At 71.4% G+C, this 11,941-nt stretch carries 13 protein-coding genes and 2 pseudogenes; 10 read left to right on the forward strand and 5 right to left on the reverse strand.

Annotated elements, in window-relative coordinates:
* Nucleotides 1–56: 56 nt before the first annotated feature.
* The 5 genes from ACF1AL_RS35795 to ACF1AL_RS35815 all read left to right on the forward strand — a co-directional run bounded on the left by ACF1AL_RS35795 (nucleotide 57) and on the right by ACF1AL_RS35815 (nucleotide 3,463).
* On the forward strand, nucleotides 57–488 hold the full coding sequence (locus ACF1AL_RS35795; protein WP_391780843.1) for a universal stress protein: 432 nt from the start codon (nucleotides 57–59) through the stop codon (nucleotides 486–488).
* 135 nt (nucleotides 489–623) lie between these two features.
* Complete coding sequence (locus ACF1AL_RS35800) at nucleotides 624–1,241, forward strand: hypothetical protein (protein WP_391780844.1); 618 nt, start codon at nucleotides 624–626, stop codon at nucleotides 1,239–1,241.
* 40 nt (nucleotides 1,242–1,281) lie between these two features.
* A complete protein-coding gene (locus ACF1AL_RS35805; RefSeq protein WP_391780845.1) occupies nucleotides 1,282–2,679 on the forward strand; it encodes a nicotinate phosphoribosyltransferase in 1,398 nt (465 codons plus the stop codon).
* 10 nt (nucleotides 2,680–2,689) lie between these two features.
* On the forward strand, nucleotides 2,690–3,001 hold the full coding sequence (locus ACF1AL_RS35810) for a DUF1876 domain-containing protein (protein ID WP_391780846.1): 312 nt from the start codon (nucleotides 2,690–2,692) through the stop codon (nucleotides 2,999–3,001).
* 3 nt (nucleotides 3,002–3,004) lie between these two features.
* Nucleotides 3,005–3,463, forward strand: a complete 459-nt coding sequence (locus ACF1AL_RS35815; protein ID WP_391780847.1) for an Hsp20/alpha crystallin family protein — start codon at nucleotides 3,005–3,007, stop codon at nucleotides 3,461–3,463.
* A gap of 45 nt (nucleotides 3,464–3,508) precedes the next feature.
* Here ACF1AL_RS35815 and ACF1AL_RS35820 read toward each other — a convergent pair whose 3' ends face one another.
* Together ACF1AL_RS35820 and ACF1AL_RS35825 are read right to left on the reverse strand one after the other, a co-directional pair.
* Nucleotides 3,509–3,718 carry a hypothetical protein gene (locus ACF1AL_RS35820; RefSeq protein ID WP_391780848.1) on the reverse strand — a complete coding sequence of 70 codons (210 nt, stop codon included), beginning with the start codon at nucleotides 3,716–3,718 and terminating at the stop codon, nucleotides 3,509–3,511.
* 44 nt (nucleotides 3,719–3,762) lie between these two features.
* On the reverse strand, nucleotides 3,763–4,218 hold the full coding sequence (locus ACF1AL_RS35825) for a Crp/Fnr family transcriptional regulator (protein WP_386912061.1): 456 nt from the start codon (nucleotides 4,216–4,218) through the stop codon (nucleotides 3,763–3,765).
* Nucleotides 4,219–4,482: 264 nt separating this feature from the next.
* Here ACF1AL_RS35825 and ACF1AL_RS35830 point away from each other — a divergent pair.
* Together ACF1AL_RS35830 and ACF1AL_RS35835 are read left to right on the forward strand one after the other, a co-directional pair.
* A pseudogene (locus ACF1AL_RS35830) lies at nucleotides 4,483–4,910 on the forward strand (universal stress protein); the annotation flags it as partial.
* A 1-nt stretch (nucleotide 4,911) separates the two neighbouring features.
* Nucleotides 4,912–5,076 (forward strand): annotated as a pseudogene (locus ACF1AL_RS35835) (hypothetical protein); the annotation flags it as partial.
* 55 nt (nucleotides 5,077–5,131) lie between these two features.
* Here the strand turns inward: ACF1AL_RS35835 and ACF1AL_RS35840 are convergent.
* Complete coding sequence (locus tag ACF1AL_RS35840) at nucleotides 5,132–5,587, reverse strand: universal stress protein (RefSeq protein WP_391780849.1); 456 nt, start codon at nucleotides 5,585–5,587, stop codon at nucleotides 5,132–5,134.
* Nucleotides 5,588–6,093: 506 nt separating this feature from the next.
* Complete coding sequence (locus tag ACF1AL_RS35845) at nucleotides 6,094–7,038, reverse strand: helix-turn-helix domain-containing protein (RefSeq protein ID WP_391780850.1); 945 nt, start codon at nucleotides 7,036–7,038, stop codon at nucleotides 6,094–6,096.
* Between the two features lie 244 nt (nucleotides 7,039–7,282).
* Between ACF1AL_RS35845 and ACF1AL_RS35850 the strand changes: the two genes are divergently transcribed.
* Nucleotides 7,283–8,773: an MFS transporter gene (locus tag ACF1AL_RS35850; RefSeq protein ID WP_391780851.1), complete on the forward strand. Its 1,491-nt coding sequence runs from the start codon at nucleotides 7,283–7,285 to the stop codon at nucleotides 8,771–8,773.
* A 222-nt stretch (nucleotides 8,774–8,995) separates the two neighbouring features.
* Here the strand turns inward: ACF1AL_RS35850 and ACF1AL_RS35855 are convergent, their stop codons facing one another.
* Nucleotides 8,996–9,607, reverse strand: a complete 612-nt coding sequence (locus ACF1AL_RS35855) for a hypothetical protein (protein ID WP_391780852.1) — start codon at nucleotides 9,605–9,607, stop codon at nucleotides 8,996–8,998.
* A 413-nt stretch (nucleotides 9,608–10,020) separates the two neighbouring features.
* Between ACF1AL_RS35855 and ACF1AL_RS35860 the strand changes: the two genes are divergently transcribed.
* A complete protein-coding gene (locus ACF1AL_RS35860) occupies nucleotides 10,021–11,190 on the forward strand; it encodes a sensor histidine kinase (RefSeq protein ID WP_391780853.1) in 1,170 nt (389 codons plus the stop codon).
* Nucleotides 11,187–11,846 carry a response regulator gene (locus ACF1AL_RS35865; RefSeq protein ID WP_391780854.1) on the forward strand — a complete coding sequence of 220 codons (660 nt, stop codon included), beginning with the start codon at nucleotides 11,187–11,189 and terminating at the stop codon, nucleotides 11,844–11,846. Before ACF1AL_RS35860 ends, ACF1AL_RS35865 begins: the two co-directional genes overlap by 4 nt.
* Nucleotides 11,847–11,941: the final 95 nt, after the last annotated feature.

Consider the following 11,941-nt stretch of genomic DNA (forward strand, 5'->3'; position numbering starts at 1 on the left):
ACCCCCGGCACGGGGTCCGGTCCGAGCGGATCTGGCACGCACAGGGGACACGTGCGGTGACGTTTCCCCTGGTGGTCGGTGTCGACGGGTCGCAGGCGAGCCTGGAGGCGGTGGACTGGGCCGCCGACGAGGCGGTCCGGCGCCGTCGCGTGCACGCCACCGCCGGGGAGCGCGAGGTGTCCGAGGTGATCGGCGCGGCCTCACAGGGTGCATGCAGGGGTGCCCTTCAAGCGCTGCGGCGCCCATCGGTGCAGGTGCTCGACGAGGCGCTGCGCGAGGCAGCGGAGCGACACCGGGATGTGCCGGTGAACAGCGAGGTCGTCGAGGGTGCGGTGCGACGGGCGCTCTTGGACGCCGCGGCCGACGCTGATCTGCTGGTGGCCGGGGCTCGCTGGCGGCATGGGCACGTCGGTCTGCAGCTGGACCTGGTCAACCACGTGGTGCTGCATCACGCGCCGTGCCCGATCGCGGTCGTTCCGCGGACGTGAGCGGTGGGGGCGGGATGAGCCGAGTGGTGGCCGACAGGGACCTTCGGCCCCGTGACCGCGTTCTGCCCGGTCCTGGAAGGTGGTGGAGAAGCCGGACACGAGGGGGACGCACCAGCGACGGCTGGAGGCCAGACCATGGGCACGCAGGATTCGCCGCACGCATCCCGTCCCGACGGGCCGCAGAGGCAGCAGCGCCCGGCCAAGGGCCCGAAGCCACTGGGACGTAGCGCCGACCGGATCGAAGCCTGGTGCTCTCGGTTGCTGCTCCTGGTGCTGGTCCTCGGACTGCCGGTGGCCTCGGTGAGCGCGGGGCTCGCCGCCCACGCGTCCACCTTGCGCATCGCCCAGGCCCAGTCTGAGCAGCGGCACCAGGTACCGGCGAGAGTGACGTCGGCCCCCGGGGCAGCACCCGGCAGTGCCGCGAACGAGAAGCAGACGGTGCGGGTGACCTGGACGGGGAAGGACGGCCGGCAGCGGACCGGAACCGCTCAGGTACCCCTGGCCGTGACCGTGGGGTCCAGCGTGCGCATCTGGGTGGACCGGGCGGGATCCGTACAGGATCCACCGCTGTCCGCGAGCAACGCGACCGCCACCGGCTGGCTGACCGGCGGCCTCACGGCGGTGGGCGTGTACACCTGTTACGTCACCGGGCGAATGGGTGTGCGACGGGCGCTGAACCGCAGGAGGTACGCCCAGTGGGACGCCGAATGGGAGCGGGTGGAGCCCCTGTGGTCCGCCCGGTCGCAGGGGTGACAGATCCGGGCCCGGGAACGGCGCCGGGGAGGTGACGCTGATGTCCGATGCGACGACCACTGATCTGTACGAGGTCACCATGGCGATGTCGTACCTGAAGGAGGGGCTGACGGGCTCGGCGACGTTCAGTCTCTTCGTCCGTGACATGCCGCCCGACCGGGGCTTCCTGGTGGCCGCCGGCGTGGAGTCGTCGCTCGATTTCCTCAACGACTACCGGATCACGGCTCAGGACGTCGACGCCTTTGCCTCGGCGCTGCACCGGCCCGCCCGCGATCTGGAGCCGCTGTGCGGCATGGAGTTCACCGGTCAGGTGCGGGCGGTGCCGGAGGGGCGGATCGTCCTCGCGGGAGAGCCCTTGCTGGAGGTGACCGCTCCGCTTCCGCAGGCACAGCTGGTCGAAACCTACGTACTCAACCAGGTCAATCACCAGACGACGCTCGCCTCGAAGGCTGCCCGCTGTGTCCTGGCCGCAGCCGGACACCCTGTCGTGGACTTCTCCCTGCGACGCACCCATGGCCTCCAGGCCGGCTACCAGGCCGCCCGGCTGAGCGCTATGGTCGGATTCGCCGGAACGAGCAACATCGCCGCGGCCACGTCCGAAGGGCTGACGGCCGTCGGCACGATGGCGCACTCCTACATCGAGGCGTTCCCAGACGAGGAAGAAGCGTTCCGCGCCTTCGTCCGCTCACACCCCGGTCCGGTGACGTTCCTCGTGGACACCTACGACACCGAGGCGGGCGTCCGTGTGGCCGCGCGTGTGCTGCGAGACATCGATCACGCCACCTGCGGGCGCGGCTGGGCGGTACGGCTGGACAGCGGTGACCTCGGTGTCCTCGCCGTGAGGGCGCGCGCGATCCTCGACGCGGCGGGGCTGCCGGAGGCACGGATCGTCGCCAGCGGCGGTCTCGACGAGTACGCCGTTGACGAACTGATCCGCGCCGAAGCGCCGATCGACGTCTACGCCGTCGGCACGCGTGTCGGTGTCTCGGCGGACGCCCCGTACCTGGACTCCGCCTACAAGCTGGTCGAGTACGACCGGCGGCCGGTGATGAAGCTCTCCACGGCCAAGGTGAACGCCCCCGGACAGAAGCAGGTCTTCCGCCGTCCCGGGTACGGCGATGTGATCGCGATGCGGGACGAGCCACCGCCCTCGGAAGGGGAGCCGATGCTGGTGACGATGATGGAAGGGGGGACGCGCGCCGGCGAACGCGCCACCGCGGCGGAGAGCGGAGAGAGATTCACCGCCGACCTGGCCGGGCTCCCGCCGGCCGCGCGCGGGATCCGGGCGCCCGTCGCGCCCCGGGCGGTGACCTCCGGGCGGCTGACCGCACTGACCGAACAGGTCCGGCGCCGCATCGAGGACAGGGTCCGGGCCTCGGGCACCCATGTGCGAACCACTGGGCCGAGCGCATGCGGGCCGCAGCGCTCCGCACGCTGAGGAGAACGCCATGTCGCATACCGTTGAATGGAAGGTCCGCCTCTACCTCTTCGAGGAAGAGGGAACGACCAAGGCACGCGTGGTGCTGGACACCAGGACAGCGCAGCTCACCGGCCACGGCTCCGCACACCGCAACCCCGCTGACGCGGACGTCCCGGAGATCGGAGACGAGCTGGCGGCGGGCAGGGCGATGCAGGACCTCGGCCGGCAGCTGGTGGAATTCGCAGGGCGCGACATCGAGGGCGTCGCCGCGTCCTCGACCGGTGGGAGTGCCGGGCCGGAGACCGGCCGTCAGTTGCCGGACCAGGCACAGGGAGGTTGAGCGATGACATCGCCCGTCCGTCGTGACAGGGGTGTTCCCCCGGTAGGGGACCCCTTCCGCGAACTCGAGGAACTGCACACGCGGATGGACCGGCTGATGCAGTCCGTCTTCCCCGGCCGCGGTGAACCGGGAGTCGCCGGGGCATGGGCGCCGCCGGCCGACATCGAGGACACCGAGGACGCGTATCTGGTGGAGCTGGAGCTGCCCGGCGTGGACAAGGACCAGATCACCATCGAGGTCTGGCAGTCCGAGCTCGACGTCCACGGCGAGATCAAGGAGAAGGAACGCGCCGGCGTCGTACGGCGGCAGGCCCGGCGCATGGGGCAGTTCGACTACCGCATGAGTCTGCCGCCGAACTCGGACACCCAACACATCAGCGCCGACCTGACCAACGGGGTGCTCACTGTGCGCGTTCCGAAGGCCGAGAAGGCCACACCGCGTCGCGTCGAGATCACCGGCTGACTTCAGAGGGGGATCGGCGGCTGACGGCGCGGTGCCGCAGCGGCGTCATGTGCCGTCGTGGGACGGACGAGAGCCATCCGTCCGGCACGCCATGTGCCCCGAGACGGACACCACGCCGCCCGCACCACGGCACAGCCGCTCGATCACCGGGATCAGGGCCTCGGCCTCGGCGGATCCGTCCGGAGCCACCTGCCCCTCGCGCCCCTCGACGGCGACCGAGACGAGCGAGGTGTCACGGATGCGGCCGCTCACCATGTGCGGGGTTTCGGGTATGTCCCCAGACACCGCGTTCTGTCGCGTCAGGGCACCTCGCCCGCACCATGCGGCGCGTACAGGTCGAGCAGGCGCATCCGGGCGGACCTGAGCCGGCGCGCGATCACGCCGGTGACATAGGTGCACAACTCGTGATCCAGCGCCGGGTCCTCGGCACACATCTCACGGACCGCCTCCGCATCGAACTCATAGGCGCGCACCGGGCTGGCGGCTTCCGCCCCCAGATGCCAGTGGTGGGGAGGGACCAGCGCGGACCAGCCCAGCAGTCGTCCGGCGCCGAGGCTCTCGATGACCGCTGCCTGCCGGCCAGGCACGTGGACGTCGAGTGCGACCGTGCCCGTGTGGATGATCCAGAAACGATCGGCCCTTCCTCCCTCGTTGAAGATGCGCTCGCCCGTCTCGAACGACACCTCGCGGGCGAGCGTCATCAGCTGCTCGCGACGTTCCTGAGCCAGGGCGCCGAAAACGCCGGGCCTGGTCACCACGATGGCCTTCCCTTCTCCATGGCCTCGAAGGTGGAGGGCGGGCTTCGTGTCCGGTCGGCTTCGCTTCCGATCAAGGACCTCTCACCCTGTGGGCCGTGGTCTCCTCCGGCATGAAGGCGGCGTCGGCGATGGGGCCGCCCCAGCGCTGTGTTCCTGGGGGCCGTAATTCCACGATGGCCGCAAACGGGCGCGGTGCAACCGGGGAGGGAAGTCTGCTCTCGAAGCCGATCCGCCTGCCTCGAAGCCTCCACGCCTGCCTCGGTGGCGGCCACGTGTCGCGCGGCAGGATCAGATTCCAGTCTGCGGGCCGTGGACTGGGCGCGGACGGGGCCGCGCGCCACAGCCTGCCGCTGCGGCTGGGCTGGTCCATGCATCCCTGTGGGAGGGGTACGAACGAGGCAGCCCGTCCCTCACCGCCAATCGCCCGTCCGAAGAGATCATGGCCGAGCACAGGGATGATGCTCGGGTCGGTCAGCCTCACGGTGGCGGCCCGCGCCGTGTGCCCGGTCATCGTGGTACGAGGCGGGGAACGGAACCGGCAAGGCTCTTTCGGCCGACTGGTCCTCGGAGTCGGCGATCCCACCGAAGGCTCGGCCGCCGTACGGTTCGCCCTTCACGAGGCACAGGTGCGCCGCGGCACCGTGGACGCCGTGCGGGCCTGGCGTTACCCCGCTCAAGAGCACGCGGACGTTGTACGACGGTTACGACCCTGCCGCCGAGCGGCTGCGTGAGTCCCTGTGCACGCTCGGCCACGGCTACTTCGCCACCCGCGGTGCGGTGCCCGAACGCAGGGCGGGCCTGGTCCACTATCCGGCCACCTACGCGGCAGGGGTGTACAAGCGCCTGGAGTCGACCACGCCCACCTCGTCGCCGGCTTCCGGGGCGGTGACAGTGGACGCACGCAGGAACCTCAGTGTGCCGGATCTCGCTCCTGCCGGACTACGACGACCGGACAGACAGCATGTTGGGCACAGCGCTGACTGACGGATCCGAGCATGGCCCGGGCAAAATTGCCTCGCCCGCGCCGGCCCACGACAAGGATTTCCGCCCCCTCGGAAGCCCTGATCAACACTTCGGACGGATCACCCTTGACGAGACGCTCCTGCAGGGCCGGGGGCCGCTCATCCGGGAAGACGGCGCGCAGTTCCTCGGCGAAGCGCTGCCGGGCCTGCTCAAGGTCGAACTCCAGGTCAATCGTCGGTCCGCTGCTCCAGCCGATGGGCGCGGGCGTGTCCCAGGCATGAATCACTTCAACGACAGCGTTGACTGTCTGCGCATAGCGTGTCGCCCATCGCAGCGCCTCGTACGACGACGGAGACCCGTCCACCCCCACCACCACCCGACGCTCCGGCTCGGTGGACTGCATGGTGACCTCACCCCGCTCTCGACGGTGCTACCTCTACGCTGCGCCGCCTTCCGGCACAGCGTCAATCGAGCCGGCCGCACCACCTCGCTCGGAGCCTGGGTCAGGAACGAGTACGTGGGCCGGCACCGCATCCGCGGCAGGTCGGCCTGGGCGAGTGCCCGTAGCCATCCATGGGATTGCGGCCAGAGTGAAGGCGACTGTGGCAGCACCCCGCGGCGCTGCGGCGGTGCTGGTCGCGCCAGGGGCAAAGGCGCGCGTTGCGAGAAATGCTGCGAGCAGTGCCGTCGTGACCCACCCGAACCATGGCTGTACCTGTTGCAGGCGGAGGACCGCAGGGCCGTCAGGACGGTGCCGGCCGACTCGGAGGAACGGATCCACGAGACCCTCGACGCCAGCGGCCTGCCCCGCGCCTACGCTGCCGCGGTGCGCCGCCACCAGGACGCCCTGAACGTGCTGCGCACCCCTGACCGGCGGTGGACCTGCTTCAGTAAGACCCCACGCCCGACTCAGTCGGCGGAGGCGTGGGCCGGGCAGGGCGCGCTGGTGGGGCAGGGCTCGGTGGCCGGCTCCAGATGGACCGAGGGCGCCGCCTCCGTCCGGGCGTCCGCAGACTCCAACCTCAGCATGGCCTTCTCGTCCGGCGTGCCGGGGGCCGCCTGGTAGACCACCATCCGCTGGCCGCCAGTCCGGGCCAGTCGCATGACCTCATAGGTCAGGGTCATCGGGCCGACCTTCGGATGCCTGAACGACTTCTGCCCGCCGCCGCGCTCGCAGACGTCGTACCGCTCCCAAAGCCGCGCGAAATCCGGCGACTTCAGCACCAGTTCGCCGACGAGCGCGGTCAGCTCGGGGTCGTCCGGGTCAGCCCCGGCGACCGCGCGCAGATGCGCCACCGAGAGCGCGACCGTTTCCTCCCACGGCTCATACAGCGTCCGGCCGACCGGGTGGAGGAAGACATAGCGGATCATGTTGCGCTGGCTCTCCGGCCAGTCCCACAGCCCGGGCATCAGCCGCCGGCCGGGCGGGTTGGCGGCCAGGACGCGGTTGTACCGGTTCACCACATAGGCGGGCAGCGGACTCACCGACTCCAGCATGCGCACCACCGAGTCGCGGACGGTGTGGTCGGAGGACGCCGGCAACTCCGAGACCCGGCCCGAAGCCAGTTCCGCGAGCTCGTGCAGGCGTTCATAACCGTCGCCACGCAGCCGCAGGGCGCGGCCGAGGGCGTCCACGACGGCTGGGGAGGGGTTGGTCTCCCGGCCGCGCTCCAGGCGGATGTAGTAGTCGACGCTCACCCCGGCCAGCGCGGCCAGCTCCTCACGGCGCAGTCCGGGAGTGCGGCGCAGCCCGCCGCCGGCCGGGAGACCGACGTCCTGCGGGCGCACCTGCGCCCTGCGAGCCTTCAGGTACCGCCCGAGCTCCGTGCCCCTCGTATCCGCTGCTGCTGCCATTCGGTCATTGTCGCAGGTGGTCAAGAAGCGTGGGGGGCCGTGTCAGGGCCTGGAACGCCACACCCCGGGCACAGCGCGGTCTGCCGTGCGGGCGTGCGCGGGCACAGAGTTGATCCCGGAGCGGGCGGCCCGGTCGCCGGGGCCCAGGGGGTGCGAGACACCGGACCGCGGCCCCGGCGCGCTGCGACCGCCCGCCCGGTCATTCCCAGATGAGCCCTCACCTGCACATGCCCAGGAGTTCACCATGCCTGCTGCCCCACTCCCGTCTCGATCCACCTCCTCCCCTCGCAGGCACGACGACGAGCCATCGGCACCCGGGCCCCGGCTGCGAGGCCAGGCAGATGGGGTCCGAGCAATCACTTCACCCCCCGAACCGCCCGCCGAGTCCGCCGTACCACGGCGGAGCGGCGTCGCACTGGTCGCTTCGCTGCTCGGCTTCACAGTGATCACCATCGATGTCTCGGCCGTGAACATCGCGCTGCCCGCGATCGGGGACTCCCTCCGCGGTGGGATGGCCGGGCTGCAGTGGGTGGTGGATGCGTACACCCTGATGTTCGCGGCCCTGATGCTCTCCGCTGGAGCCCTCGCCGACCGGGCCGGTGCCCGCCGCGCCTACTCCTGGGGCGTCGCCCTGTTCACTCTTGCCTCCCTCGGCTGCGCACTCGCTCCCGGCATCTCCGTGCTGGTCGGCGCCCGTGTGGCACAGGGCGCCGCCGCCGCGGTCGTGATGCCGGCCTCGCTGGCGCTGATCCGGCAGGCCTACCAGGACGCGCGGGCACGCGCCCGCGCCATCGCGCTGTGGACGGTCGGCGGCTCGGTGGCGATGGCCGCGGGTCCCGTGCTGGGCGGGCTGCTCACCGACTCGGCCGGCTGGCGCACTGTCTTCCTCCTCAACCTCCCTGTGGGCGCGGCGATCCTGGGCCTGCTGATCCGGGTGCCGCGCTCCCCGCGTCGGCCCGCCGCGCTGGACGGCGGTGGTCAGCTCACCGCCGTGGTGACCTTGGCCGGGCTGGCCTTCGCGGTGATCGAAGGCGGCCACCTGGGCTGGACCAGCACTCCCGTGCTGGCAGCCGCCGCGCTCACCCTCGCCTCCGGGTACGCCTTCCGCGTCGTGGAGGCCCGGCACCGCCAACCCATGGTTCCCCTCGCCATGCTGACGAACCGCCAAGTGGCCGTCCCGCTCGCGGTCGGCTTCGCCATCAACGCCGCCTTTTACGGCGGGATCTTCCTACTCGGGCTGTACTACCAGCAGCTGCGCGGGATGACGGGCATAGCGGCCGGGCTGATGTTCGTCCCGATGTCGGCGGCGGTGACGGCGACCAACCTCATGTCACCGCGGCTGGCGGAGCGGATCGGGCGGCGGCCGGTGATCGTCGCCGGGCAACTGATCTTCACCGCTGCGATGCTGGCCATGCTGCCGCTCGCCGCGCACACCCCCGTATGGCTGGTGCTCGTACTGCTGCTGCCGCTGAGCGTCGGTGGGGCGCTCGCGGTGCCCGCACTGACCGCGCTGCTGATGGACGCCGTCCCGCAGGAGCGCGCCGGGGCCGCCTCCGGGCTGCTCAACTCCCTCCGCCAGACCGGCGGCGCGCTCGCCGTCGCTCTCTTCGGCAGCCTGCTCTCCGGCCCCGGCGGCAGCTTCTCCCTCCCGGGCATGCGCATCGGCCTTCTCGCTGTCGCCGCCCTCCTCCTCGTCACCGCCGCCCTCTCCCGCCTTCTCCTGCCCCGCGGCTGACCCCCAGCAGGACGGCCTTGCCGGCGTTGCTGGACCCCGTCTCGTTGTTCGCCGCCGGGGGGGGGACATGCGGGGCGGGGTCTGGCGCGTCTACCGGCGCTTGCGGACTTCCTCCGGATAGGTGTCGACCAGCGCCTGCCCTCGGGGGCAGCGGGCGTGACCAGCCTGCGTTCCCTGGTCCGTCGTCCGACTGCCTTGCTTGCACGCGCGACAAGGTGCCAGTCACCCGTGCCGGTTGCGCAGCCCGGACTCGTAGACGTCGGCTCCCCGGTCGGTGAGCTGGTCGAGCGTGCCCTGGACATCTGCTGGGCGGCTGCCGGCGGGGCCCTGGGCGGTGACGATGAAGCGGGCGTTTCCGTTGCACATCTGGAGGGTGCGGCCCGGGCGACTGCCTTTGCCGACCGACAGCCGGTAGGCGTGGTCGTCGATGACGTCCGGCGAGGCGGTGGCCGCGTCGAGGTCTTTGTCGACGCGATGTCTGGAGCAGGCCGGGCCGGTCCTTTCGTAGATGTCCACGGCGGCGTCCAGGTCCCAGATGCGCTGCTGGTGGTCGCTCAGGTGCATGGTGCAGGCGGCGTGCTGGTACGGCCACTGCTTGCCGTCGCTGGTCCCGTAGTCCATCTGTGTGGCGGGGTCGGCGATGTCGAAGGCGTAGAAGACGGTGTATCCCTTGAGTAGGGTCTTACCGCGGAAAAGGGAGCATGGTGCGGCTGTCCAGTAGTGGACCGCCTCCGCCCGGGGTGACGGGGGACGTTTCCCGTCGTCACCACCTTCCGTCGTACAGGCGGTGACCGCCAGCAGTACACCCAGCCCCAGCCCCCATGCGAACCGCATCCGCCCCCCAAGGTGGATTGCCTCTGGACGATAGGTGTTGTACCACCACGGCCGGTACCAGGGCAGGCAAAGCCGCTAAACCCCCTCTGCCACGCGCCACACCGATCTTCCTGTGACGCGTACCCGGGCGGAAATGCGTGCGGGATCCTGCCGCAGGGCGGCTCCTGGCCTCCGGAGGGCGCGGGAGAGACCAGGGTCCACGGAGCACCGCCTCGGGTACTTGTCGCACAGTGGCTTCCTGCTGCCATTGGCCGTGCTGGATGACACGGTCGTCGCCAGCGAGGGTGAGGTGGAAGCGGCCTGGACCCCTCAGGATGTGTTTTGAACGTCTGCTGCGAGTCGGTTCGGGTCAGCCGGGGCGATGGTTCCGGTGGATTTGCCGGAACCGTCGAAGAGCTGGATAAGGTCGTGTCGTGGACCGCAGCGGGGGACAGCAGGATCGCGTGTCGGCGGCGGAATCCGGGGGTGAGCTGCCGCCCCGGACGGCGCGGGCGCTGTGGTGCGGGTCGGCCGCCCTGGTGCTCGGCGTCCTCGGCACGTCGATGCTCGTCGCCGGTGCGGAGCACGGCAGTCGACTGCTCGTGGCCCTGGTGCTGGTCCTCGCCCAGGCCGTCGCCCTGAGGTGGCAGGCGCGTGCCCCGCTCGCCGTCCTGGCCGTCAACACGGTGACGGGCATCGCGGTGTGGGCGCTGCTGCCCGCGGTGACCTTGACGGGTGCGCTGCTCGCGGCGCAGATCACCTTGTGCGTGCTGTCGGCGACCAGGCCGCGGCGGACGTCGGCGCTCGCACTCGCCGCGATGTGCCTGCCGGCAGCCCCCGCGTGGGCGGCGGGCGGCCCCGCGGGCCTGGCCGTCTACCTGCTGACGGTGGTCCTGGCGTGGACCGCGGGCCAGTGGCGCAGGGCGCAGCAGGAGCGGACGAAGGCGGAGATGCGCCGCGCCGTGGTGGAGGAGCGGGCGCGCATCGCGCGCGAGGTGCACGACGTGGTGGCGCACACCCTGTCGGTGATGGTGGTGCAGGCGGGCGCCGCGGACGACGTGTTCACCGAACGGCCCGATCAGGCACGTCAGGCGCTGCGGGCCATCGAGGCGGGCGCCCGGTCCGCACTGGGCGAGCTGCGTCAGATGCTCCGGGCGTTCCGGCCCGAGGCAGGCGAGGACGTTCCGGAGGAGCGGCGCACACCGGGGCCCTCGCTCGCACGTCTGGACGACCTCGCGGAGAGCGTGCGGGCGACGGGGATGACCGTACGCGTGCACACGGAGGGCGCCACGGACGGGCTGCCCGCATCGGTGGACCTGGCGGCGTACCGCATCGTCCAGGAGGCCCTCACCAACACACTGCGCCACGCGGCCGGCGCCGACGAGGTGAGCGTACGGGTGACGAGCGACAGGAAGTGCGTAAGGATCACCGTGGTCGACAACGGGCGCATGGCGAGGAGTCCTGAGGCCGCCACGGCAGCGGGCCGCGGCCTGGTGGGGATGAGGGAGCGCGCGCGGCTCGTCGGCGGCAGTGTGCACGCCGGTCCGCTGCCCGCAGGCGGGTTCGAGGTGGCGGCGCTGCTGCCGGTGGAGGACGCGTCATGACCCTGCGGGTGGTGGTGGCCGACGACCAGGCCCTGGTCCGTACCGGATTCCGCATGATCATCGACGCCCGTGACGACCTGGAGGTGGTCGGTGAGGCGTCCGATGGACGGGAGGCGGTGCGGCTGACGCGTGAACTGGCTCCCGACGTGGTGCTCATGGACGTGCGCATGCCCGTCGTCGACGGCATCGAGGCGACCCGGCAGATCGCGACGAGCGGCGGCCGCACCCGCGTCCTGGTACTGACCACGTGGGACGTCGACGCGCACGTGGTGGCCGCCCTGCGGGCCGGGGCGAGCGGCTTCTTGCTGAAGGACATCCGCCCCGGCGAGCTCGTGGACGCGATCCGTGTCACCGCCCGCGGCGACGCGCTGCTGGCGCCGGCCGTCCTCAGCCGCGTCCTCGACCGGTTCCTGCGCACCACGTCCGATCCGGCGCCGCCGCCCCCTCTCGCCGCCCTCTCCGTCCGCGAGCGGGAGGTGCTCACCCTGATCGGACAGGCATTGTCGAACGCCGAGATCGCCGAGCGATTGCACCTGTCGGAAGCCACCGTGAAGAACCACGTCACGGCGGTGCTGCGCAAGCTGAACCTGCGCGACCGGGTGCAGGCCGTCGTCGCCGCCTACGACCACGGCCTCGTCCGGCCACGCCGCCCCTGACTTCCGCCTCCTCCTCAAGGAGGAGCCTGAGCCGCACTCCTCCCGCAGTCCCAGCGCCCGCCCCCTCCCGCGGCCGATGCCCGGCCGGGGTGCCC

The sequence above is a fragment of the Streptomyces sp. NPDC014801 genome (assembly GCF_043082085.1).
GTDB lineage: Bacteria > Actinomycetota > Actinomycetes > Streptomycetales > Streptomycetaceae > Streptomyces.

Excerpts from the sequence above, each read along its gene's own strand:
- ACF1AL_RS35800 (WP_391780844.1), top strand. The coding sequence starts at position 624 with ATGGGCACGCAGGATTCGCCGCACGCATCCCGTCCCGACGGGCCGCAG.
- ACF1AL_RS35805 (WP_391780845.1), top strand. The coding sequence starts at position 1,282 with ATGTCCGATGCGACGACCACTGATCTGTACGAGGTCACCATGGCGATG.
- ACF1AL_RS35810 (WP_391780846.1), top strand. The coding sequence starts at position 2,690 with ATGTCGCATACCGTTGAATGGAAGGTCCGCCTCTACCTCTTCGAGGAA.
- ACF1AL_RS35815 (WP_391780847.1), top strand. The coding sequence starts at position 3,005 with ATGACATCGCCCGTCCGTCGTGACAGGGGTGTTCCCCCGGTAGGGGAC.
- ACF1AL_RS35820 (WP_391780848.1), bottom strand. The coding sequence starts at position 3,718 with ATGGTGAGCGGCCGCATCCGTGACACCTCGCTCGTCTCGGTCGCCGTC.
- ACF1AL_RS35840 (WP_391780849.1), bottom strand. The coding sequence starts at position 5,587 with ATGCAGTCCACCGAGCCGGAGCGTCGGGTGGTGGTGGGGGTGGACGGG.
- ACF1AL_RS35845 (WP_391780850.1), bottom strand. The coding sequence starts at position 7,038 with ATGGCAGCAGCAGCGGATACGAGGGGCACGGAGCTCGGGCGGTACCTG.
- ACF1AL_RS35850 (WP_391780851.1), top strand. The coding sequence starts at position 7,283 with ATGCCTGCTGCCCCACTCCCGTCTCGATCCACCTCCTCCCCTCGCAGG.
- ACF1AL_RS35855 (WP_391780852.1), bottom strand. The coding sequence starts at position 9,607 with ATGCGGTTCGCATGGGGGCTGGGGCTGGGTGTACTGCTGGCGGTCACC.
- ACF1AL_RS35865 (WP_391780854.1), top strand. The coding sequence starts at position 11,187 with ATGACCCTGCGGGTGGTGGTGGCCGACGACCAGGCCCTGGTCCGTACC.